Annotated in this window: 21 protein-coding genes; 14 read left to right on the plus strand and 7 right to left on the minus strand. The window is 53.3% G+C overall.

Annotated features, from left to right (window positions below):
• The first annotated feature begins 218 nt into the window (after positions 1-218).
• The 12 genes from WNY38_RS05120 to WNY38_RS05175 all read left to right on the plus strand — a co-directional run bounded on the left by WNY38_RS05120 (position 219) and on the right by WNY38_RS05175 (position 13424).
• Positions 219-1196 (plus strand): LacI family DNA-binding transcriptional regulator, encoded by a 978-nt coding sequence (locus WNY38_RS05120; RefSeq protein WP_342856259.1) that lies wholly within the window; start codon positions 219-221, stop codon positions 1194-1196.
• Positions 1193-2212, plus strand: a complete 1020-nt coding sequence (locus WNY38_RS05125; RefSeq protein WP_342856260.1) for an extracellular solute-binding protein — start codon at positions 1193-1195, stop codon at positions 2210-2212. The genes WNY38_RS05120 and WNY38_RS05125 overlap by 4 nt, the downstream gene beginning before the upstream one ends.
• An 85-nt stretch (positions 2213-2297) precedes the next feature.
• Entirely contained in the window at positions 2298-3119 is an 822-nt protein-coding gene (locus WNY38_RS05130) for an ABC transporter permease (RefSeq protein ID WP_342856261.1), read from the plus strand.
• A gap of 4 nt (positions 3120-3123) precedes the next feature.
• On the plus strand, positions 3124-3900 hold the full coding sequence (locus tag WNY38_RS05135; RefSeq protein ID WP_342856262.1) for an ABC transporter permease: 777 nt from the start codon (positions 3124-3126) through the stop codon (positions 3898-3900).
• A complete protein-coding gene (locus WNY38_RS05140) occupies positions 3893-4906 on the plus strand; it encodes an ABC transporter ATP-binding protein (RefSeq protein WP_342856263.1) in 1014 nt (337 codons plus the stop codon). The genes WNY38_RS05135 and WNY38_RS05140 overlap by 8 nt, the downstream gene beginning before the upstream one ends.
• Complete coding sequence (locus tag WNY38_RS05145; RefSeq protein ID WP_342856264.1) at positions 4903-5811, plus strand: nucleoside hydrolase; 909 nt, start codon at positions 4903-4905, stop codon at positions 5809-5811. The genes WNY38_RS05140 and WNY38_RS05145 overlap by 4 nt, the downstream gene beginning before the upstream one ends.
• Entirely contained in the window at positions 5801-7579 is a 1779-nt protein-coding gene (locus tag WNY38_RS05150) for an adenine deaminase C-terminal domain-containing protein (protein ID WP_342856265.1), read from the plus strand. Before WNY38_RS05145 ends, WNY38_RS05150 begins: the two co-directional genes overlap by 11 nt.
• A 573-nt stretch (positions 7580-8152) precedes the next feature.
• Positions 8153-8929 (plus strand): DUF1499 domain-containing protein, encoded by a 777-nt coding sequence (locus WNY38_RS05155; protein ID WP_342856266.1) that lies wholly within the window; start codon positions 8153-8155, stop codon positions 8927-8929.
• Positions 8930-9035: 106 nt separating this feature from the next.
• A complete protein-coding gene (locus WNY38_RS05160; RefSeq protein WP_342856267.1) occupies positions 9036-10208 on the plus strand; it encodes an AGE family epimerase/isomerase in 1173 nt (390 codons plus the stop codon).
• A gap of 642 nt (positions 10209-10850) precedes the next feature.
• Positions 10851-11138, plus strand: a complete 288-nt coding sequence (locus WNY38_RS05165; RefSeq protein ID WP_342856268.1) for a co-chaperone GroES — start codon at positions 10851-10853, stop codon at positions 11136-11138.
• A gap of 44 nt (positions 11139-11182) precedes the next feature.
• Positions 11183-12793: a chaperonin GroEL gene (groL, locus tag WNY38_RS05170; RefSeq protein WP_342856269.1), complete on the plus strand. Its 1611-nt coding sequence runs from the start codon at positions 11183-11185 to the stop codon at positions 12791-12793.
• A 430-nt stretch (positions 12794-13223) separates the two neighbouring features.
• Entirely contained in the window at positions 13224-13424 is a 201-nt protein-coding gene (locus WNY38_RS05175) for a hypothetical protein (protein ID WP_342856270.1), read from the plus strand.
• On the opposite strand, the gene WNY38_RS05180 is transcribed toward WNY38_RS05175, so the two are convergent.
• Together WNY38_RS05180 and WNY38_RS05185 are read right to left on the minus strand one after the other, a co-directional pair.
• A complete protein-coding gene (locus WNY38_RS05180) occupies positions 13395-13832 on the minus strand; it encodes a cytochrome c (RefSeq protein WP_342856271.1) in 438 nt (145 codons plus the stop codon). The two genes, WNY38_RS05175 and WNY38_RS05180, sit on opposite strands and share 30 nt — an antisense overlap.
• Positions 13833-13904: 72 nt before the next feature.
• Positions 13905-14654 (minus strand): MauE/DoxX family redox-associated membrane protein, encoded by a 750-nt coding sequence (locus WNY38_RS05185; RefSeq protein ID WP_342856272.1) that lies wholly within the window; start codon positions 14652-14654, stop codon positions 13905-13907.
• 94 nt (positions 14655-14748) lie between these two features.
• On the opposite strand from WNY38_RS05185, the gene cueR reads away from it, so the two are divergent.
• The gene (gene cueR / locus WNY38_RS05190; RefSeq protein ID WP_342856273.1) at positions 14749-15132 is read left to right on the plus strand and encodes a Cu(I)-responsive transcriptional regulator; all 384 of its coding nucleotides are present in this window, start codon (positions 14749-14751) and stop codon (positions 15130-15132) included.
• Positions 15133-15432: 300 nt separating this feature from the next.
• Complete coding sequence (gene rlmF, locus WNY38_RS05195) at positions 15433-16359, plus strand: 23S rRNA (adenine(1618)-N(6))-methyltransferase RlmF (RefSeq protein ID WP_342856274.1); 927 nt, start codon at positions 15433-15435, stop codon at positions 16357-16359.
• A gap of 522 nt (positions 16360-16881) precedes the next feature.
• Here the strand turns inward: rlmF and WNY38_RS05200 are convergent.
• The 5 genes from WNY38_RS05200 to WNY38_RS05220 form a co-directional block, all read right to left on the minus strand.
• Positions 16882-17874 carry a putative sulfate exporter family transporter gene (locus tag WNY38_RS05200; protein ID WP_342856275.1) on the minus strand — a complete coding sequence of 331 codons (993 nt, stop codon included), beginning with the start codon at positions 17872-17874 and terminating at the stop codon, positions 16882-16884.
• 94 nt (positions 17875-17968) lie between these two features.
• On the minus strand, positions 17969-19315 hold the full coding sequence (locus WNY38_RS05205; protein ID WP_342856276.1) for an allophanate hydrolase: 1347 nt from the start codon (positions 19313-19315) through the stop codon (positions 17969-17971).
• A 69-nt stretch (positions 19316-19384) separates the two neighbouring features.
• Positions 19385-20392, minus strand: a complete 1008-nt coding sequence (locus WNY38_RS05210) for an ABC transporter substrate-binding protein (RefSeq protein WP_342856277.1) — start codon at positions 20390-20392, stop codon at positions 19385-19387.
• An 83-nt stretch (positions 20393-20475) separates the two neighbouring features.
• Positions 20476-21297: an ABC transporter permease subunit gene (locus tag WNY38_RS05215; RefSeq protein ID WP_342856278.1), complete on the minus strand. Its 822-nt coding sequence runs from the start codon at positions 21295-21297 to the stop codon at positions 20476-20478.
• A complete protein-coding gene (locus tag WNY38_RS05220; protein ID WP_342856279.1) occupies positions 21294-22586 on the minus strand; it encodes a M20 family metallopeptidase in 1293 nt (430 codons plus the stop codon). The genes WNY38_RS05215 and WNY38_RS05220 overlap by 4 nt, the downstream gene beginning before the upstream one ends.
• Positions 22587-22735: the final 149 nt, after the last annotated feature.

Below are 22735 nucleotides of genomic sequence, written 5' to 3' on the forward strand. Positions count from 1 at the left end.
GCTTAGAGGGACTGCAATCGATGCTTTACGGCATGATGAAAGCTGCCCTGAAATCGATGAGCGATCATGGAAGAACGTAAAAATTGGTTATTGGCGCCCCTTGGGCAAGAACAACTGACCATATTTTAGGCAAAGACTGCCTGAAGGGCTTTGGATCTAGCGATTACGTTGACATAGCCCTTCCACGTTGATTAAACGTTTTACCAACAGGAGGCCTTATGGCAAATATCAAACAGATTGCGGCAGATATGGGTGTCTCGGTCGCAACTGTGTCCAATGCCTTGACTGGCAAGGGGCGCGTTTCTGCCCAGATGGTGGCACGGATCAAACTGCGTGCAAGTGAGCTTGGATATCGTCCAAGTCTTGCAGGGCGCGCGTTGCGCAGTGGGCAATCTGGCATCCTTGGTTTGGTGATGCCCGATTTGACCAACCCGCTGTTTCCGCGCATCGCGCAACACTTGTCTTTGGCTGCTGACAATCGCCAAGTGGGCATCCTAATTGCTGACTCACGCGGCAATCCCGATGAGCAAACGCAGGCGATCAACCGGCTGCTTGATCGCGGCGTGGATGGTCTTTTGATCGTGCCGCAAAAAGGCACCACACCTGGGCTGCAATCTGTGCCCACAGTTATCATCAACACCGCCTCTGACCCCGACAACACTGTCAGCGCGGACCATGCGGGTGGCGGCAAACTGATTGCGGAACATATCACCGCACTTGGGCATCGTCATATTGTTATTCTGGGTGTTGATCGCGTGTCAGAGGTGCAGCGCGATCGCGTCGAGGGCATGCGCATGGGTCTTGTTACCGCCGATACAGTGCTCGAACTTTGGGGCGAAGACGGCATGGATCAACTTGCCGGCGCCATCAAAAATGGTGCGACGGCCATCCTGACCACATCTGATTTAATGGCGCTGCGAGTTCAGTCGCATTTGATCCGCTGTGGGATTGGCGTGCCAAACGATGTCAGCCTAACAGGCTTTGACGATCTGCCTTTTGGTCTTGCCATGCACCCCATGTTGACGACCGTCGCGCAGGACGTTGAGCAGATCGCTAAGGTGGCGATCGAGCACCTTATGCGCGCTATTCAAGGCGAACAATCGCAAGAGAAAAACGACAAAATTGCGATGCGCCTTGTGACCCGAGATTCTACTTCACTCAAAAGAAACACGACCAGCTTGGAGACTATCAAATGAAAAAAACACTTTCCCTTTCAGCGCTTTGTTGTGCGCTTGCAGTCCCTGCCATCGCGCAAGACAAAACCCTGACCATCTCGACCTATTCCTTTGCGCAAGACGCGTATAAAGAAGCGCTTTATGATCCATTTGAAGCGATCTGTGACTGTAAATTGGTTATCGAGACTGGAAACAGTGTTGAGCGTATGTCAAAGATCGAAGCCAATGCCAAAGACCCTGTCATCGATATGGCCGTGATCTCGTCTCATGATGCTTTGGCCTTGGCGCGCAAGGATTTACTGGCGCAACTTGATGTCGCGAAACTGTCAAACTACGACCTACTTTATGAAGCGGCGCAAGATCCGCTGGGCGATCACATGGCGGTCGGGTATACATTCTACGCCAGCTCTATTGTCTACCGCACTGATCTTGTTGAGATTAACAGCTGGGCCGATCTACTTGACGAAAAGCTTGCAGGCAATGTGTCGCTGCCCAATATCACCGGGACCCAAGGTCCACTGACGTTGATGATGCTGGCAAAGGCCAATGGCGAGACCGGCACCGATTATAAGGGTGTGATTTCTGACATTGGCGCGCATGCTGATGATATTGTCACCTTCTATTCTCGCTCGTCCGAATTGGCGCAATTGATGAACCAAGAAGAGGTCATCGCCGCCCCAGTCGGTCGTTTCGCATGGAGCCGTTTCAAAAGCTCACCTCTGCCATTTGCATGGGCTGAACCAGCCGAGGGCCAAGCGGGCGGCATGAACGTTATGATCATGACCAAAGGCAACGGCAACGAAGATCTGGCCTATCAGTTCATGGACTTCTGGTTGTCCACTGAAGTGCAGACACGAATTGCTGAGGCCCTGATCGACAGCCCCGCAAACGCAGACGTTGTTGTCAGCGACGAGATTGCCGACAACCTGACCTATGGCGCGGATCTTATCAATTCACTCAACATCCTGTCGCCTGCGGAAATCATCGACAACCGCGAAGCATGGGTTGATCAGTGGAACACTGAAGTTATCCGCTAACCTCTTTTTGGGGGCGATCATGTGACCGCCCCCTACCCTCAAAATCTAAGTCTTCTCAGTCATAGTCTCAGAACGGAACCCGCAGATGTTCTCAAGTACCCGCGAAGGGCTGGCTCTTGCATTGCCCGCAGCCCTGTTCGCACTGCTGCTTTTTATCGTGCCTGTTGGCATCTTGTTGTCCGAAGCGTTTCAGTCCGACGCAGGCTGGACGCTGCAGGGCTATGTCGATTTCTTTTCCAAACCTCTCAATCGATCAGTGTTTTTGCGCACACTAAAACTGGGCGTTTTGGTGGCCGGCACGGCGGCGGTGATCGGATATGCCGCAGCTTTCAGCATCACCAACCTGTCGCCCGTTGCACGCGGACGGGTGTTTGGGTTGATCATTTTGCCGTTGATGATCTCGCCTGTGGCGCGCACCTATGCGTGGATCGTTATTTTGGGACGCACGGGCATCGTCAATGACGCGATCGTTGGGCTTGGCCTGTCTGAAACTCCCATTCGGTTGCTGTTCACAGAAACCGCAGTGTTTCTTGGCCTGTTGCAGCTGTTCATGCCTTTGATGATTATCTCGCTGCTGTCTGCGATGGAAAACATCCCGCGCGATGTTATTCCTGCCGCGCGCGTTTTGGGCGCCAATTGGGTTCAGGTGTTTTTCAGGGTCATTCTGCCGTTGACAAAAGAAGGCTTGGTCGTTGGCGGCACGCTTGTGTTCACCGGCGCGCTGACCGCCTATATCACGCCCGCTATTCTGGGTGGATCGAAGGTGCTGATGCTGGAAACCTTGCTGTATCAACGCGTTAACGTTTCCAATGATTTCGTCTCGGCCAGCGTCATCGCAATGATCTTAATCGTTATGTCCTTTACAGCAAACCTGCTGTTAAAGCGCATCGCCACCGCGCGGAAGTAACCTTATGAAAAACATCACCTCGTGGGCCATTATTGCCGTCACTTTGACGTTTCTAATCGGGCCTTTCATCATCATCATTTTCGCCGGTATGTCAGCGGGCGAAGCCTTGGCGTTCCCCCCTGACGGCCTGTCGCTCAAATGGTATCTCAAGGTGTTCACCATCGAGAGCTTTCGTCAAAGTTTTCTGTTATCCATGGGCCTTGCCATTTTCGGCACTTTGGCCGCGCTGATGCTGGGCGTTCCTGCGGCCTATGCCTTAAACCGCTACGATTTGCCGGGCGCCGAGACCATCCGCACCATCGTGGCCTCGCCGATCATTGTGCCGGGCATCATCGTCGGCTTGGCGCTTTTGCGGTATCTGGTCATCCCACTTGATTTCACCGTGACCATGGCGCTGTTCTTGGCGCACACAGCGCTGGTGTTGCCCTATGCGGTGCGCGTTGTGTCCTCCAGTTTGAACAATCTGCGTTCTGACATGGAAGAAGCCGCCGTTTTGCTGGGCTGCACAAGGTTGCAAGCCTTCACCAAAGTGGTGCTGCCAAACATTCGCGGTGGCGTGCTTGCCGCGTTCATTTTGGGCTTTGTGACCAGCTTCAATCAAGTGCCTGTATCGCTGTTCTTGTCTGGCCCTGGGGTGAAAACCCTGCCCATCGATATGCTCGCCTATATGGAAATCACCTATGACCCTTCCGTCGCGGCGCTATCGGCTTTGCTGGCTTTCATGTCCCTCGCCATCGTCTTTGTTGCCGAACGCCTTTTAGGATTTTCCCGCTATGTCTGATACATTTGTAAGCCTGTCCAATCTCACCTTGTCCTATGGCAAAACGGTTGCGGTTCCGAACCTTAATCTTAACGTGGTTGAAGGCGAATTGATCGCCCTGCTCGGGCCATCTGGTTGCGGCAAAACCACAACCATGCGCGCCATTGCTGGCCTGCTCACGCCAACCTCGGGCAGCATCTCGATCGATGGGCGCGATGTCACGCGGGTCGCCGCAAACAAACGCGGCATTGGGCTGGTGTTTCAATCCTATGCTCTGTTCCCGCACCTGAGTGCTTTTGAAAACGTGGCCTTTGGGTTGCGATTGCAAAAGATGCCAGAATCTGAAATTCGCAAACGCACTGAAGCCGGTATTGCCACCGTGGGTTTGGCCGGGTTTGAAACCCGCAAGCCTGCAGAAATGTCCGGTGGCCAACAGCAACGTCTGGCCTTGGCACGTTCTTTGGTGATGGAACCAAAGGTGCTGCTTTTGGATGAACCCCTGTCGAACCTTGATGCACGGCTACGCTTGGAAATGCGCACCGAATTACAACGCGTTCAAAAGAAAACCGGTGTGACAATGGTTTTCGTCACACACGATCAGGCCGAAGCCTTGGCGCTGGCAGACCGAATTGTGTTGATGAAAGACGGCAAAATCGAACAACTTGGCACCCCGCATGAACTTTACGCGGAACCGGCCACGGCCTTTGCCGCCGAATTTATGGGGTTTGAAAACATTTTCAGTGTTCAAGACGGCAACCTTGTTTCAGATTCTGGGGCATTGCCATTGGGGTTCACCGCCACCACTCCGATGCTCGGCTGGCGCCCGAGCGGCGTTGTGGTCGGCACAGGCCCGTTCAGTGGTCGCGTGTCGGCCAGCAGCTTTGCAGGCGGGCACCGCGAATACGTGATCGATACGCCTTTGGGTCCGATCAAAGCGGATGCGCCAATTGAAACCGCTGAAGTGCCGCTGGGCGAAGTCGTCAATTTTGACCTTCCCGAAACCACTGCACGTCCCCTCGCCCGATGAACACATTTTGGGTCGATACAGATTTTGGTTTTGACGATCTCTGGGCGCTGCTTGTGTTGCGTCATTTGGGGGGGCAAGTCGCTGGTATCTCGCTCGTTGCGGGCAACGCGCCGCTGGCGCAGGTCATCTCAAATGCCAGTGGGGCCCGCCAAGCCTATGGGTTTGATGCGCCGATTTACATAGGTGCAGATCGCCCACTTTTGCGAACTACGGAAACGGCCGAACGCATTTTAGGGCCACGCGGCATGCTGAGCCGAGGTCAGTATTTACCCGCTGGCAGTGGCGAGGTTGAAGCAAAGGATGCAAACACGGCGCTCAAAGCATGGCTTAGATCGGCGAAAGGCACCGAGCGACGCGACATATTGGCGATAGGTCCGCTGACAAACATCGCGCGTTTGGTGCAAGACGCGCCTGATTTAGCCGCCAGCATCACCCGCATTGTTTGGATGGGTGGCAGCAATGGCGCTGGCAATCATTCAGCGCAGGCAGAATTCAACGCCTTAGCTGACCCCGAAGCCGCAGCGATTGTCGCCGGGGCTGGCATTCAAATGGATGTGGTCGATCTGATGTTTTGCCGCACAATCACCTTTGGGGCAGACCACCTAATAGACGGCGATGCGCTGACCTCCGATTTGTTGGGCGGATATCTAGACATTGCGCTAAACAGAGGACGCTCCCACATGGCGATCTATGATCCCGTGGCCGCCCTTGTCGCCTGTCAGCCAGAAGCCTTCGCATTTGAACGCTGCGATATGAGCGTCTCGACAACTGCGGATGAAACCTACGGCAAAACGACCTTCAAGCAAAATGAGACTGGATCGACGCGCCGTGTTGTAGGGACAACGCTTGATGCTGTAAAAGCCTGCTTAGATTCACTCTTTGGGAACCATACCAATGTCGACTAAACCGAACTTGAATGATCCCATTTTGCGCGCCGAAGCCGTCAAGGCCGCGCGCGGTCTGCGTCCTTTTGATATGCTGGTGCGCAATGGGATGATGCTCGATTTGATCACAGGTCGCGAAAGGCCGGTCGATATTGGCCTCATAGGCCCGTTGATTGCCAGCGTTCATGCGCCAGACCCGGCGCGTAAAGCCCATGCAGAGCTAGACGCAGCTGGGGCTTATGTTGTGCCGGGCTTTATCGATACGCATATGCACGTTGAAAGCTCAATGGTGACGCCCGCTGAATATGCCCGTGCAGTGGTGCCTCGCGGTGTGACAACGGCGCTGTGGGATCCACATGAATTGGCAAATGTCGCAGGGCTGAGCGGCGTCGATTACGCCTGTAAAGCTGCCAAAGCGCTGCCACTGCGAATTTTGCCACTCGCGCCGACCTGCGTGCCATCTGCGCCGAAATTTGAACAAAGCGGTGGGGACTTTGGGCCCTCTGAGGTCACCTCACTGCTGGCTCGTCCTGACATCCACGGTGCAGCTGAGCTGATGACAATGTATCAATTGCTCGACGGCGATCCGCGTGTGCAAGGGATTGTCGCTGCAGGTCTTGCCAGTGGCAAACGGGTTTGCGGTCATGGTCGCGGCCTGACAGGTGGGGATCTGGCCGCTTATGCCGCCGCTGGCGTCGAGACGGATCATGAATTGACCTCAGCCGCCGATCTCATCGCCCGATTGGAGCTTGGGATGACGATTGAGCTGCGCGGTTCACACCCGCATCTCATTCCAGAATTCACCCAAGCGCTGATCGATTTGGGCCATCTGCCACAAACAGTTACGCTGTGCACGGATGATGTTTTCCCTGACGATTTGCACGCAAAAGGCGGGTTGAACCATGTGATTGCAATGTTGATTGCAAACGGCATGCCGCCCGCTTGGGCTTACTGCGCCGCGACATTGAATGCTGCCAGCCGTATTGGCAGACCTGAACTCGGTCTTATTGCTCCAGGGAAAATGGCCGACTTTGTGATTTTGTCCGATCTGCACAAGGTCACAGCCTCGCATGTCTTTGTCGGCGGCACGTTAGCAGCAAATGCAGACGGCCTGATCGAACCGGTCCCTGAGACACCTACCCTGCCTGCAATTTTGAACACAGTTCAGACCAAAGCCTTTGAGCCGTCAGATTTCGAAGTGAAAGCCAAAGGCCCGATGGCCCGTATCGCCACGTTATCTAAGCCACGGTTTCCGGAATGGGGCACGCGTGATGTCGATGTCAAAGATGGGCAACTTCGGCTGCCCGATGACATGATCCGCATGTCGGTTTGCAATCGCTACGGTATCGGCGCGCCCACACGGGTCGCTTTCATGGAAAACTGGGGGACTTGGAGAGCCGCGTTTGCAACGACTGTGTCCCACGATAGCCATAACCTGACCGTCTTCGGGCGCTCACCTGACGATATGACGCTGGCGGCCAATACCTTGCGCGATATGCAAGGCGGGCTGGTGGTTGTGGCAAATGGCGAAGTTATGGCAACATTGATGCTGCCAGTTGCTGGTCTGATCAGTGAAAAACCGCTTGCCGTCGTGGCCAAGGAGTTTGCCGATCTGCGCGCCGCACTTGACGCGTTGGTCGATTGGCAGCCGCCTTACCTTGTGTTCAAAGCGCTGTTTGGCGCGTCTTTGGTTTGCAACGCTGGGCCACGCCTGAGCGATGTGGGTCTTGTTGACGTGTTTGAGGGAAAAATCCTTGAAAGCTGCGTTGTATTGGATGGCATTTGCTAGCAGACGCAAAAAAAACACAGTGCCTTTCAGTATGGGAAACTCACGACGTTTTGGAAGGCAATAGGGCCGCATCGGGCATAATTTGCAACTGATCTGCCCATAGCTTCCGAAACAGCTGCATCGTTCATCTTCCTTTGTTCTGATTAACAATCAAAACCTTACATCAAACGAAAAACACTCAAGACGCGCTGCTTGCATCTCAAACAACGCGCCCCAAAGCGCATACAGCCAGATGAGCCACACATACTGATATTTTAGGCCCTTTTCGGTTCCAAAAACTCTGACAGGGGACAGGGTTTCACATCTGCACCCTTGGGATAAATTTGAGGACTTTCATAACTTAGGGTTTTTTGTCATCTTATTGGTTGAGAAATTTAGGTAACGAAGAAGCCGCAACAATCAAAAGCCGCCGCCAAGAAAGTGGTATTGAGCAATTCGTCTAACGGCATGAAACCAACCTTCGGTTGCGCAGAAGGTCAGGGAACCGTTAGAAGCGTCTTAGAAGATACGTGTTCAGCTTAAAAATGTTCTATCACTGTTTGAGTTATAAACGATGCAATCCATGAGGAAAGAATGACCCAATTCAATAGACAAATCTCCCGTGATGCTCGCTCAGCTCTATGGGGTCTTCTGGGGGCAATTTCGTTGACTGTCGCGATCTTGGCCGTGATCGCAGTCCTTACAATCATATTCGGTGCAAGATTTGGCCTATGGGCGCCAATTGAAGGGTTTGCGCTTTACCGCACCCACTATAGCTGGATTGCTTATGTCACAGCTGGGGCAGCTTTGGCCGCATTTACAGTCCATATCGTCAGAAAAGAACGCAAAGGGCTTGCCTTATCCAGTATTGCCTTGGCAATTGGTGCAGCCCTGTTGACGCCGATCGCATGGGCCACCCTCGACCCACCCGTCCGCGCGCCTCCCATTCACGATATTTCGACAGACACTCAGACGCCACCAGCGTTTCTTGTATTGGACGACACCCGTGCCGGCGCCCAAAACAGCCTCGTGTACAGTGGTGAAAAAACAGCCGCACTCCAAGCAGAGGCTTATCCCGACATTGCCCCCATCGTGACCGACCTGTCGGCATCTGATGCGTATCAACGCGCGCTGAATATCGCGGACGAAATGGGTTGGACTGTCGCGGCACAGCAGGACGAAAACTTTCGGTTCGAAGCCACAGCGCGTACGCCCGTTTTCTACTTTGCCGATGACGTGGTTGTCGTTGTCATGCCGTTGCTAGACGGCAGCCGCATTGACATCCGTAGCGTCTCTCGGGTCGGACGCAGTGATCAAGGTGTTAACGCGGCGCGGATACGGGCCTTTTCAGAGGCCTTTTCTGGGTCATAATTATAGCCACTTGTAAAATCAGACTATAGTGCGAAAACACTTTAAGAGCTGACGCTTTGACTGCCGCAATTGCTAAATATAAGAACGTTCGAAGAGGGACTAATCGATGACAAAAGACGCAACATATTGGTCTCAGTGGTTTTGGGGCACCTTCTTTGCCGACTGGCTGGCACGAGTTCAAGACGATCAAGGCGGCGTGTTTGACGCTTTAAACGCTGACGGCAAGCCTGATTTGACCGCGAAAAAGTCACTTCTGGCGCAGGCGCGCACGTTGTTCACCTTGTCACATGCCGCACTGGTGACAGGCGACCCATCCTTGATCGCAGCGGCCAAAGGGCAGGTCACCTTTCTGAAGCACTTTCAAAAGACACCCGGACTGTATCGCTGCATGACAGCGCGCGATGGCAGCCTTACCGGTGCCATCGAAGACGAACACGCTCGCAGCTACGATCAGACCTTTGTCATTCTTGGACTGGTGACGTGGAACAAGATCGCACCATCAGACGAGGTCGTCACCTTGATTGATGACTGCTGGAGTGCACTTGAAGCGCACCTGACAGACCCAGCCACGGGATTACTGCGTAACGATGATAGCGGCGCGAATAACGGGCCTGCACAAAACCCACATATGCACCTGTTTGAAGCCTGTCTTCAGGCCTTTCGCATGACAAATGACGACATCTGGCTGACCCGTGCCGCGCAATTGCGTGCGACAGGCCTACAGTATTTCATGGACGGACAAAGCGGAAGTATTGCTGAGTTTCTGACCCCCGATCTAAACCCCTTACCAGATGCCGCAGGCCTGCGTCGTGAGGTTGGGCATCAGTGCGAATGGGCTTGGCTTTTGGTGGAAGAAGCCGAGCTTGCCAATGATGACAGCCTCCGCTTGGGGGCAAAACCGCTTATTCGTTTTGCCGATAACTACGGCTTTGCGCAGGACGGCCTATTGAAGGGCGCGGCCTTTGATGCGGTCTCAGCCAATGGAGATCTGGTTGAAAACAGTTTTCTGATGTGGCCCCAAACTGAAGCAATCAAAATCTTAGCGACACGTCACAGAGCCGGCGAGCCAGAGGTTGGCGCACGCGCCCAGCGCTTACTATGCCTCATGTTCGAGGGCTGGTTTGCAAAGCATCCGGTCTTCATCAATCAGATAGATGCGGACGGGAACACCCTATGGGATGAAGGCCTGACGCGGCTGATGTATCACATTGTCATAGCGTTGAGCGAAGGCACGCGGGCTGGATTATGGTCAGATGATGTCCCGAAAGCGAAGACCTAAAAGCTGGTGGATTGACGTCGCGATGATGCTTGCAACACAATTATGATATAGGTTCTAGTCCAGGTGGATTACATGGGTTGTCTTCGACCATAATCGAAAACAACCCATTTGGAGTGCTAAACATCAAGCATTTCTGAACCAATTGAGACGGCGGCACACTTTCCTATCAATTTAGACTAGTTGGGTGCATGGGCGCAGACGTGGCCACAAAAAACTAAGGGTAAACCTTGCTTGGGGATCAAACTGCTGCGAGGCCGTTTGTTGCAAATGGCGGACGAACTGTCCGGTATTGATCGTAGTATCAGCGCACCCTAAAAACACGAGCGCTTCTTTCGCCCCTTCTGGAAGTACGCCGCGCCTTTGATATGCGACCGGCGCATATCGCAGCCCCTCCCTGCCATTTCGGCACTGGGTCGCTGCATTCAGGAAGGACATTCCATGGAAAAAAGTAAAATAAGGCTTTGAGGTCGACGACAGCAGATCCGATCTTTGGAACAATCAGCCAGAAGAAATAAAACTCTTTTGCCTCTTGTAGCGGTCTCTTCTCATAGCCACTTCTCATACATTGGCACTCAGGTGTGGCGAGTGCCAATGCGTCTCTACGCATGCCACCCATTCGGAAATCTCAAAAGGAGCATTTCCATGTCGTTCACTCCACTCCATGACCGCGTTTTGGTTCGTCTTATCGAAGGCGATGAAAAAACATCGGGCGGCTTAATCATTCCTGACACTGCCAAAGAAAAACCACAGCAGGGCGAAATCGTCGCTGTTGGTGCAGGCGCCAAGGATGAGAAAGGCAAACGCATTGCTATGGATGTCACCGCTGGCGACAAAATTTTGTTCGGTAAATGGTCCGGCACCGAAATCAAGATCGACGGCGAAGAGTTGATGATTATGAAGGAAAGCGACATTCTTGGCATCATGTCCTGATCGACGCTGCACCTTCCCCATAAATTTCATTTAGGAATACCCATATGTCTGCAAAAGACGTAAAATTCGGCACGGACGCTCGTGACCGTATGCTCAAAGGCATCGACACACTGGCCAATGCCGTCAAAGTCACGCTTGGCCCCAAAGGGCGCAACGTGGTGATCGACAAATCTTATGGTGCGCCCCGCATCACCAAAGATGGCGTGTCCGTTGCCAAAGAAATCGAACTGTCTGATCCCTTTGAAAACATGGGCGCACAGTTGGTCAAAGATGTCGCCTCACGCACCAATGACGAAGCTGGCGACGGCACAACCACCGCGACCGTTCTGGCGCAGGCCATCGTCAAAGAGGGTATGAAATCTGTCGCCGCTGGCATGAACCCGATGGACCTTAAACGCGGTATCGACAAAGCCGTCACCGCAGTTGTCGCCGAGATCAAAGCGATGTCACGCCCTGTTGCCGACACCGCAGAAATCGCCAAGGTCGGGACAATTTCCGCCAATGGCGAGGTCGCTATAGGTCAACAGATCGCAGACGCGATGGCAAAGGTCGGCAACGAAGGCGTCATCACTGTTGAAGAAAACAAAGGCCTTGAGACCGAGACTGAAGTTGTCGAGGGCATGCAGTTCGATCGCGGCTACCTCAGCCCGTATTTTGTGACAGACCCGTCCAAGATGACAGCCACCTTAGATGACTGCGTCATTCTGCTTCACGAGAAAAAACTGACCTCTTTGGCACCGATGGTGCCCTTGCTCGAGGCCGTCATGCAGGCAGACAAACAGCTTTTGGTCATCGCCGAAGACATCGCTGGCGAAGCTCTGGCGACGCTTGTTGTCAACAAACTGCGTGGTGGCTTGAAAGTGGCTGGCGTCAAAGCGCCCGGTTTTGGCGATCGTCGCAAAGCGATGCTACAAGACCTTGCCGTCTTGACGGGTGGCACCGTTATTTCAGAAGAACTTGGCATCAAACTAGAAAACGTCACGATGGATATGCTTGGCACGGCCAAGAAAATCACGATGACCAAAGACACAACAACAGTTGTAGACGGGGCGGGCGACAAAGCTGCCATAGCGTCCCGCGTGATCCAGCTGCGTGCTCAGATCGAAGACACGACATCTGATTACGACAGAGAAAAACTGCAAGAACGATTGGCGAAACTTTCGGGCGGTATCGCTGTCATCAAAGTCGGTGGTGCCACCGAAGTTGAAGTGAAAGAGCGCAAAGATCGTGTCGATGACGCATTAAACGCAACGCGCGCGGCCGTCGAAGAAGGCGTTGTGCCCGGCGGTGGCGTCGCATTGGTGCATGCAGGCAAAGTGCTTGTGGGCCTCAAAGGCGACAACGCTGATCAGCAAGCTGGCATAGCGATTATCCGCAAAGCACTCCAAGCGCCGCTGCGCCAAATTGCTGAAAATGCGGGTGTTGACGGATCCGTTGTTGCTGGCAAGATCGCGGAGAATGCGGACAAAACCTTTGGCTATGACGCACAATCAGAGCGCTACGGGGATATGCTGAAAGCGGGGGTGATCGACCCGACCAAAGTTGTGCGGATCGCACTTCAATATGCCGCATCAGTTGCAGGGCTCTTGATTACGACGGAAGCCATGGTCGCAAATAAACCTGCTTCGGGCGGCAGCAATATGACCGATATGTAGGTCCTAAAATCATTATACGGCCAGCACTTTTTTGGCTGGCCGTATATGCGCACCATCAAAGGTGAAATGCCTCTGCGATCATCCTACTAAGCTTTGGGCGCGAGGCATTGGGAACATGCAAACAAGACTCTGGCTCCCGAGTACATTTTGCAGCATCCAAAAAAGGGAGATCAAATCCGACCTTGGTGGCGCTGTGCGCAAAGGTCGGCTTAGGGTCGTGCGCGTCGATTTGCAATAAGGGCCATTTATTTGGTTATCAGTTGCAACTGATCCTCCCGTTTTTTGCTGCAGCATTGGACCATGGGCCGACACCATGCGTTGAACAGACATGGCTGTTGGGGGCGCCTCCTGCCGCCGAAAGCGACACTGCGTAATTCGCCAAAGTGGTTTCAACCGCAGCTTTCGTCATGACATTGTCCATACCAACGAGATGAACCCGCAGGGCACCGATATTTACCTGCGTCCAATCGGTGGTGGGATCGGCGCGCAGTCGAACGGATATTTTGCCGAAGCTTCGGTCTTTTCAGACAACTGTCATTGTGACGCGATTTGCTCCGAGGCGGGACGCGTTCTCGCTCTGACCACGTCGACTGAATGTAGGTCAGCCGTTGATCCCGTTGGCGCGTTGTAATTCTCGGATATAAGCGACGATCATTGTCACGTCTCCTCGTGTGATGCCTTCGACTGGAGGCATGTTTCCGAATGTCCAATGGTGCGCGCGCACGCCGTTGGCTGCCGCGATCTGAAAGCTCTCGTCGCCGTGGTGGTTAGGCTCATAGATTTTATGGATTAACGGTGGCGCAATCCCATCTTGGCCAGCGGCGTTTTCACCGTGGCAAGCCGCGCACTTGGCATCAAACGCACGTTTTCCGACACTTGCATTGGAGGATAGCGCATCTGGTAAAACGACTTTGACCAAAGCGATCCCAGCGATGTCGCCTTGGGACGAGGCTTGCGCATTTTGCTCAGCTGCGGGCCAAGTGACATAGGCCAATCCACCGAAGATTACGACAGCGGCAGTTAGAAGTACTGGTTTCATCGTGGCCTCTAGCTCATGTTGTTTTGCATTGTGTTACGCCCTCCCCTTAGGGGAGGGTCAAACCTTAACCGATCACAGTTTCGAGAGCATCCAGATTGCCATACCAACCATCATCAGGTTTTCTGTGAGCGAGATAAATCCCAGCGGGACTTTGCTGTCGCCACCAACACAAGCGCATTTCAGTTCTCGTTTGTCGATATAGACAGCCTTAAAGACACTCACAGCCCCAATGCTGGCCACAAACAGCGCAGCAGGTGCAGAGATCCACGTCAACAGACCCGCCATCATCAACAGACCTGCACCCGTTTCGACAAAGGGATAGATATAACCATAGCGCACCCAGCGTTGCGCCAAGAGATCATAGTTTAAAAACATCGTCGCGAAACGCTCAACATCTTGCAACTTTTGCAATCCCAAGAGCACCATAGAGATTGAAATAAACCATTCCAGCGTCTGACCCGAGAACACAGCACCAAGGCTCAGCCAAGTGACAACCACAGCCATCAAAGCCGCAACGCTGAACAGCATGATCACCGGTTTATAGGTTGTCGCGTCCTTGGGTTTTGTGGGTGCTCCGAGATGGGCACTCAGGTCATCAAACCCGCCGATCCGTGTGCCGTCGATAAAAATCTGCGGTGTGGTTTTGACATCGTGTTCGACTTTGAATGCATCGACTTCGTCGCGGCTGGTTAGGTGTCTGTCATCCACGTGAAAGCCGTTCCTCTCCAACAGGTCTTTGGATTTGAGCCCGTAGGGACACATGTGGTCGGTCATGACCATGCGGTAAAGCGTGGCGGTTTTGGTGGTGTTTTGGTTTGACATTGTGCGTGTTCCCTAGCTAGGCGTCTCGCGCCCTTGATTGCCTAATGTACACAATATAGGGTCTCCAGTAGATGGAAGGTCAAGGGAGCACGTTATGAATATTTCTTCGGCAGCAATGGCGGCAGGACTGTCCGTCAAAACGGTACGCTATTACGCCGATATAGGTCTGGTCAAAGCGCCTGCACGGTCTACCGCAGGATATCGTACTTACGACGATGTGACTGTGCGCAAACTGGTCTTTATACGCCGGTCACGCGCGTTTGGATTTACCATTGAAGAATGTCGCGAACTTTTGGGATTGTACCAAGATCAAACTCGCACAAGCGCCGAGGTCAAACGGATCGCATCAAAACGACTTGAAGAGATTGAAGAGAAGCAGCGTGAGCTGCAATCCCTACGCGACGAGTTGGCGCATCTCGTCACATCGTGCCGTGGTGATCACCGGCCAGATTGCCCGATTATCGACTACTTGGGGTAAGTGCCAAACGACGACCAAGGTTTCGCAAAAGCCGCCTTTGACAGACAGGTTGCGTCAATGTCTGCTTAGGGTCTTGTTTGACGGCGCATCTATTGGCTCTGCGCAATACTGCAATACTGTGCGCCAGAGAGCGTCGACTTCGAGCTCAGAATGTCGGATGCTGCACAGGGAGCAAACGATCAGGCCACGCGTCAGTGGTGGATTTGCCCGGTTCCCGATTTTACTATTTGTGCTTGAAGACCAAATACCAACCAACCGTCCTGCGCGTGACGTCCACCAACATTTATGAAGGCGTCCCCCATGACCACCAAACCGAATCTGCATCCTCGCAATCAACATGTCGCAGGTTACGACTTTGTGCGTTTAGTGGCGCAGACACCCGAACTTGAAGCTTTCACCATCAGCAATCCACGCGGTCAGACGACGATTGATTTTCAAGACGTGAGGGCTGTCCGTATGCTTAATCGGGCTTTGCTCAAGACGCATTACAATATTGATTTTTGGGATATCCCAAGCGGCTATCTATGCCCGCCAATTCCCGGTCGTGTCGATTACATCCACTATCTCGCGGACTTGCTTGCCGAGAGCAATAATCAAAACATCCCACTTGGGCCTCACATCAAAGCGTTAGACATCGGCACCGGAGCGAGCCTAGTGTACCCCCTGACGGGCCAAAGCGAATACGGCTGGAGCTTTACTGGCGTCGATATCGATGTGGGGGCTCTCAAATCCGCAAGGCAGATTTGTGAACGCAACGCGTTGAAAATAGCCCTTAGGCAACAAAGTGAGCCTAAAAATATCTTCAGCGGTGTGATCAAAGCCAACGATTTTTTTCACGTCACCATGTGCAACCCGCCGTTTCATTCGTCCATGGAGCAAGCGCAGAAAGGCACCCAACGTAAGTGGGCGAGCCTTGGAAAAGGACAGTCAAAAAAACTCAACTTTGGCGGTCAGAACACTGAACTTTGGTGTCCGGGTGGCGAAATAAAGTTTGTCGCCCGCATGGTTGAACAGAGCATAGACTTTGCCGATCAGTGCCTGTGGTTTACCTCGTTGGTGTCGAAAAAGGATAACCTCCAGCTACTCTACCGAATTTTAAGCAAAGCCAAGGTTGCTGACTTCAAAGTCGTCGAAATGGCACAAGGGCAAAAAACAAGTCGCTTTATTGCTTGGACTTTCACGAAGAGGAATCAACGCGCCTTGTTTGCCAATAAACCTGAGACTTAGGAGGCCCTTTGTCGAAGCCAGCAATGCTGCAAATATCTGCTTCGCTGTAAATGTCTGCTTCGAAAAGTTGCGCCTTAGAACAATGCCTTGCCGCCCATGTCCGTTAAGGGCCGATAGAAAGCACACTAATCCTTACGAACCAGACACAGGGCAAAGGCGTAGCCCTCCTCCTCGGGCACCCCCCCTGTCGAATAGCGTTGTCACGCCCCTCCCGTGCCTCAAGGCGTGGCAGATCAGCACTGATTTTCCAAAACGGACGGTCAGCTCAATTGAAACGGTGATGTATTGGGATAGGATCTTGTGACGCTTAAAATCGGAAGTCTCCACGCACGATCACGAAACGTGATGCATTAAGCAGTTTTCATCAAATTGGTAAGCTTATGCGTGATTTGGCACTGTTATGCTTAAGCAACATCATCAAGGAGTGCGGAACGTCACAAAGCAATAATCGCAATAATCCCCCTGATAATGCAACAGTCCCATCCTGTGAGCGACAAGGCCAGTCGTGCCGCAGCTGCCCCCTCACCCCAGCACCAAGGCCCCGATCAGTACAAATCCGGCCAAGAACAGGGTTTGCGTGACAAGCAATCCGATCGCCGGTCCGCCGACCTGCAAGATGCGCGGTATTGATGTTTTCATGCCGACGGCAGCGATGGCAGTCAGCAGCGCCCAACGGGACACGACAGAGGCCAAGTCGCGCAAGGTTTCTGGAAAAAGGTGCAATGAATTCAATGTCGCGATGATCAAGAACGCCAAAACAAATCCGGGCACCAACGGCGGGCGTGCTTCTCCGGGGCGCGCGTATTTGCGCAAAAACAGCGATGAAATCAACACCACAGGCGCCAGCATTGTGACGCGGATGAGCTTGACCACGGTGGCCAAATCTCCGGTCTCGTCCGAGATCGAATAACCTGCGCCGACGACTTGCGCGACGTCGTGGATCGTGCCGCCCAAAAACACGCCAGATTGGCGCAAATCAAGCCCCAACCGCTCTGCCAAAATAGGATAGAAAATCATCGCGATGGTCGACAAAACCGTCACAGAGACCACGGTGAAAACCAGATCGCGTTCACGCGTTTCGCCTTTAGGCAAGATCGATGCGATAGCCATTGCAGCCGATGCGCCGCAGATCGCAACCGAACCGCCGGTGAGAAATGAAAACAGCATATCGCGGCCAAACAGTCGCCCGATCAGCAACGAAAACAGGATCGTCAAGATCACTGCAGCGATGATCAAACCCACCAAAGCCGGACCCAAATCTTGCAACATTTCCACGCTGATCCGCGCGCCCAAAAGCGCCACGCCGAACCGCAACAGCCCCTTGGCGGCAAAGGTCACGCCCGGCTCTGTGCGGGTTTCTTCAGACAAAAACTGCAGCGAAATCCCCAGCAAAATCGCCATAAGCATGGCTGGCGCGCCGTAATGCTCAGACAAAAACTGCGCCGTCACGGCCACAAGCCCCGCGATCACAAGCCCAGGGAAAATCCGCTCGCCGGTGGCTTTTAGGGTGTTCATATAGGGGTCCTATTCGAGCGCGTTACGAAGCATATGATGTTTGATATGTCATAGCTCCGCAGCGGCGATGTCAATAAATGGCGTCTTTCGGCGTTTAAGCGACGGAATGGCTAAACTGGTCAGCAATTGCGGCCAAATCATCCAAACTGCTGTGATTGACAAGCAAGGTCACCCCCCAAGGCACACCGCTTTTTGTGCGCGCAAAGGGCGTCGCAATGGCGCTCAAGCCCAGAGGATTTGCGTAGTTGGTATAAAACCCATTTTTAAAGTTCGGCAACACAGGATCGTCCAACAAGTCCGCAGTCGTGACCAAGGTGCCAACGGTCGGCACCATAAGGATATCGTATTGATCCCAAAAGCTTTGTGTTGCGACTTTGGTGTCCAATATCTTGTATTGCGCCCGATAGGCATCGGCGGCAGACATTTGCTTGCTTTTGCGCACCAGCCCACACACGGTTGGATCTATTGCATCATAGTTCTCGTCGATGAACGCCCCGACGGACACATCGCGTTCGGCAAGCAACGGTCCAAAAAACATGATATCGTTGAGGTCCATAAAGGGTGTAAAGTCGACCTCGCTGACCTGTCCGAACAGCGTCTGCGCATGGTCCGTTGCCGCCTCAAACAGCGTTTCGATCTCGGCATTGCCAAAAAACTGCAAATCTGATTTTTGCGGCACCGCAATCTTTGGGCGGCTTGGCAGCGCCTTTTGCCCGTTGATGATCGCGGGCGCACTCCCATAGGCATCAAGTGGGTCATGTGCATTCACGGCATTAAAGACCGTACAGGCATCCCCAGCAGTTTTGGTGAAGACGCTTGGCGTATCGATGCTGCGACAGGCAAATACAAGGCCACGACGGCTCAGTAAACCCGGTGCAGGCTTGAGGCCCGCAATGCCATTGTAAGATGCGGGCACGCGGCCCGATCCGCCCGTATCGGTGCCAAAGGCAAAGGACACCACGCCCGTCGAAATACTCACCCCTGCCCCAGAGCTTGATCCGCCTGGGATGTACTCTGGGTTGAACGGATTGCGCGGCGTCCCGTAAGGCGATCTGACCCCAACCAGTCCCGTAGCGAATTGATCAAGGTTGGTTTTGCCAATGTAGATCGCGCCAGCCTTCAAGGCCTCATCCACCACAAACGCGGACGTTTTTGCTTTATATTGAAAAGCAGGACAGCCGGCGGTCGTGGGCACGCCCGAAACGTCGATGTTGTCTTTGACGGAAAACGGCAACCCGAACAGCGGCAGCGCATCCAAGTCCCCGATCCGCAGCATAAGCGCCTCAGCGGCGGCAAGAGCCATTTCAGGATCAACCGTAGAGATCCAAACATTATCTTGGTCATCATCCCCGAGTCGTGACAGTACAAATTTCACAACGTCAACGGGTGTCACGCGGCCATCAGCATAGGCCGTGCGCAGGGCTACGGGTGACAGATCCATATGGGTATTCCTTTGAGGTATTGGGAGGGTTCGGCCGCGCGTCTTGCGCATCGCGCGACCGGATTTTATTTACTCTGAAATAGCCGCTTCAAGGTATTTTGGCTGCAAGAAGGTTTCGAAAATCTCGCGGCTCGGGGCCTCAGGCAAACGATCTTGGCTCACAAGAAACGCCGTTGTTACTTCCAGAGTATCAACAAACCCGCCACGCGCCTCGGATGTGCCAATATACTTTGATGTCAGCTGCGTATCGCAAGGCACCATTTCTGTGCCGCGCATCATCCGTGTGGCGTCTTCCAAAGTCAGTTCCAACTCAGTCGCGATGATTGCTGCTGTCTCGGCAGGGTTGCTGATCCAGTAATCGATGCCTTCACACTCTGCGGCCACGAATTTTTCAACGTAGTCAGGATAAGCGTCGGCAAAGCGGTTCATTACAACGCCAACATCCCACGTTGGATATCCGCGTTTTTCCATGATCCCTGAGGTCATGAAAATGTTGCCACCATCTTTGACGGCCTTGTCGAGGTTTGGTTCCCAAAACCATGCCGCATCAATATCACCGCGTGACCATGCTAAAGCGATATCGTTGGGGCGCAGATCGAGAATTTTCATGCTGGCAGGATCGATGCCTTCGTCCGCCAAAGCCTGCAACAAAAGGTAGTGCGTTGTGGACCCAAAAGGCGCTGCCAACGTTTTGCCTTCCAAATCGGCAAAGGATTTGATGCCAGCATCTGTGCGCACAACCATGGCTTCAACGAAATCGAGCATGTTCAACACCATTGTGCCTTGGATCGGCAGGCCACGGGCCACGCCAATCGCGGCGGGCGGATTTCCAAGACCACCAAAGTCGATCTGGTCGGCTGCAATTGCGCGCAGCATGTCCCCTCCGCCACCGACTTTGATGTAATTGATTTTCACACCCGGCATGTGTTTTTGCACAAGACCAAGGCTCTTGGTCACCAGTTGAGCATTGACGAGATTCAAATACCCAACGGTCACCTCTTCTGGTGTCTCTTGCGCTTGTGTTGCTGTTCCGGCGATCATAGCTGCTGCCGCAAAGCCTAATACTGTCTTTTTCATGGTACTCTCCTTGTTGAGGGTCATTTTGTTTTTTGCCAAACGCCGACCCAGACGTTTTGGCTGTGACGTGTTGTTTGTTTCGCTCACCGCGATCTCTTGCGCATCCACGGCATCAAAGCGTTCCCGATGGCGCGCAGGATCATGTCCAAACCGATGCCCGTGATGCCCAGCACAATCAGCCCCATGATCACCACATCGCTTAAAAGGAACTTGGCTGCGTCCCATATCATCCAACCAATGCCTGCCGTGGCCGCGACGATTTCTGCGGCGACAAGCACGGTGTAGACAAAGCCGAGTGAAATGCGCATGCCTGCCAAAATGATAGGTCCCGCACCGGGCAAATAGACGTGAAACAACAGATCTCGTTTGCTAGCACCCAAAGCGAGCGCCGCGCGTTCATATATAGGATCAAGAGATTCAACCGCTTGAATTGTCGAAATAATAATCCCCGGCAATCCCGCTAAAAATAGCAAGGCCAGCTTGGATTCTTCGCCAATCCCAAGCCACATTACCAACAGCGTATACAGACCCAACGGCGGCAAAGGACGGTAGAATTCAATGAAGGGATTGAGCAGCGCGCGGGCATCTTTTGAAACGCCCATCAAAATGCCCAGCGGAATGCCAACGAGGCAGGCTAGCAGAAAACCTGCCAAAATCCGTGCGACACTGACGGTCACATGTTCGAACAATGTCGAGCCTTGATAGCCCTTGACAGAGGCCTTTACAAAGGCCCCCCAGACATCCGCAGGCGGTGGCAAAAACAGTTTGTTGGCCAAGCCCGTGCTTGTCACAAAAATCCACACTGCAAACATCAAGCAGACAGAGAACGTCGACAGTTTCAAACTGCGTGACACCTTGTAAGACCGTTTTGGCGCGTCTGGTATTGGGAGTGGCTCTTCGATCATGCGGGCGCTTTCACCCCCAAAATGCGAACAATTGTCTGTGCGTAAATTTTGGCCGCAGCGACCGATTTCGGAATCGAAATCCATTCATTGTCAGCGGCCCAACCGTCTTCGCCTGGCCCAAAGGTCACCGCATTGATCCCCGCTTGGCGGAAACGAATGGTGTCATTGAACGCATTTTTGCGATTGATTTTAGGCTCCTCGCCCATCATGTCGCGGTACACTCGGCGCAGAGTGACGCAGGGCTCTTGATCGTCTGGCACAGGCTCTGTTCCCGGCACGAACAGCGACCCTGGCGTTTGGCTTGCTGTGACGCTGATCTCATTGGATCCACCGCAGACCGAGTTGCACACGGATTGAATGTCGGACAAAACGCTGTCCATCGTCATCTCGGGCACAATACCGACAACGGCCAAAGTGATGCGGCAGTGATCGGGGGAAAACTGCATTTCGCCTTCAAGCCCACTGCGCACTCTGACCACAGAACAACAGGGTGGCGTGTGGCCCATAAACATATGCGGCACATGTTCAAAAGCCATTTTTTCCAGCTCAGGCAACAACTTGGCAGCTTGCAAAATAGGGTTGGCCACGATGTCAGGTCGCCAGATGTGCCCCTTGACGCCGGTGATGTCGATATTGACCAAACAGTGACCGGAATTTGCAGTCGAAATACTCATGCCCCAAGGGCCCTCAGGTCCACCCCAAGCCGTGGGTTCTGCGGTGATTGAATAATCCGGTTTCAGGCCCAATTCTTCGGTCATATATATAGAACCGTCTGTACCATCGCGTTCTTCGTCCACGGTGAAACAGCACATCAATTCGCCTTTGTAGGTGACGCCCAGTTCATGCAGAACCTGCACCGCCAACAAAGCTGCCGCCATATTGGCGCGCGTGTCCGAGGTGCCGCGTCCATACAAAAGGTCGCCGTGACGGGTGGCTTTGAAAGGATCGAAATCGGTCATGTGCCATTTTTCAGGCTCGACAACCGGATAGGTATCAAGGTGATCGTTGATCATCAAAGATGGTCCATCGCCCCCCCCAATTCGCCCTAAAACATTGGGGCGATGACGGGTCTTTTCATGCAGGGTGACGGTCTGCCCAACGGCCTCAAGTTTGCCCGCAACAAACAACGCTATCGCCTCTTCTTCAGCCCCCGGCATGTCAGGATCAAGTGCATTTCCTGAGCGCGGTTGGCCCGCTTTGATCAGCGCTGTCGCGAGCTCAATAAACCTGTCTTCGGTGATTTTTTCGCACGCGCTATCGCACAGTGCCTGAAGGGCAACTTCATCCACTTTAGGACCTCTTTTTCACAGATTTTTATAAATAGAAACGGACCTGACCACAGATGCGGCCACCGTTAATTGACTAAATAAAGTATAATGTTATTATGTAGTTAGGTCGACGAATTGTTTTGAAAGGTTTTTCACGCAACTTGCGAACC

It is taken from the genome of Pacificibacter sp. AS14 (genome assembly GCF_038899935.1).
In the GTDB taxonomy this organism is placed as follows: Bacteria; Pseudomonadota; Alphaproteobacteria; order Rhodobacterales; family Rhodobacteraceae; genus Celeribacter.

Bases quoted from the DNA above. Each gene is read 5' to 3' on its own strand.
- WNY38_RS05120 (WP_342856259.1), top strand. From the start codon at position 219: ATGGCAAATATCAAACAGATTGCGGCAGATATGGGTGTCTCGGTCGCA.
- WNY38_RS05125 (WP_342856260.1), top strand. From the start codon at position 1,193: ATGAAAAAAACACTTTCCCTTTCAGCGCTTTGTTGTGCGCTTGCAGTC.
- WNY38_RS05130 (WP_342856261.1), top strand. From the start codon at position 2,298: ATGTTCTCAAGTACCCGCGAAGGGCTGGCTCTTGCATTGCCCGCAGCC.
- WNY38_RS05135 (WP_342856262.1), top strand. From the start codon at position 3,124: ATGAAAAACATCACCTCGTGGGCCATTATTGCCGTCACTTTGACGTTT.
- WNY38_RS05140 (WP_342856263.1), top strand. From the start codon at position 3,893: ATGTCTGATACATTTGTAAGCCTGTCCAATCTCACCTTGTCCTATGGC.
- WNY38_RS05145 (WP_342856264.1), top strand. From the start codon at position 4,903: ATGAACACATTTTGGGTCGATACAGATTTTGGTTTTGACGATCTCTGG.
- WNY38_RS05150 (WP_342856265.1), top strand. From the start codon at position 5,801: ATGTCGACTAAACCGAACTTGAATGATCCCATTTTGCGCGCCGAAGCC.
- WNY38_RS05155 (WP_342856266.1), top strand. From the start codon at position 8,153: ATGACCCAATTCAATAGACAAATCTCCCGTGATGCTCGCTCAGCTCTA.
- WNY38_RS05160 (WP_342856267.1), top strand. From the start codon at position 9,036: ATGACAAAAGACGCAACATATTGGTCTCAGTGGTTTTGGGGCACCTTC.
- WNY38_RS05165 (WP_342856268.1), top strand. From the start codon at position 10,851: ATGTCGTTCACTCCACTCCATGACCGCGTTTTGGTTCGTCTTATCGAA.
- groL (WP_342856269.1), top strand. From the start codon at position 11,183: ATGTCTGCAAAAGACGTAAAATTCGGCACGGACGCTCGTGACCGTATG.
- WNY38_RS05175 (WP_342856270.1), top strand. From the start codon at position 13,224: ATGAACCCGCAGGGCACCGATATTTACCTGCGTCCAATCGGTGGTGGG.
- WNY38_RS05180 (WP_342856271.1), bottom strand. From the start codon at position 13,832: ATGAAACCAGTACTTCTAACTGCCGCTGTCGTAATCTTCGGTGGATTG.
- WNY38_RS05185 (WP_342856272.1), bottom strand. From the start codon at position 14,654: ATGTCAAACCAAAACACCACCAAAACCGCCACGCTTTACCGCATGGTC.
- cueR (WP_342856273.1), top strand. From the start codon at position 14,749: ATGAATATTTCTTCGGCAGCAATGGCGGCAGGACTGTCCGTCAAAACG.
- rlmF (WP_342856274.1), top strand. From the start codon at position 15,433: ATGACCACCAAACCGAATCTGCATCCTCGCAATCAACATGTCGCAGGT.
- WNY38_RS05200 (WP_342856275.1), bottom strand. From the start codon at position 17,874: ATGAACACCCTAAAAGCCACCGGCGAGCGGATTTTCCCTGGGCTTGTG.
- WNY38_RS05205 (WP_342856276.1), bottom strand. From the start codon at position 19,315: ATGGATCTGTCACCCGTAGCCCTGCGCACGGCCTATGCTGATGGCCGC.
- WNY38_RS05210 (WP_342856277.1), bottom strand. From the start codon at position 20,392: ATGAAAAAGACAGTATTAGGCTTTGCGGCAGCAGCTATGATCGCCGGA.
- WNY38_RS05215 (WP_342856278.1), bottom strand. From the start codon at position 21,297: ATGATCGAAGAGCCACTCCCAATACCAGACGCGCCAAAACGGTCTTAC.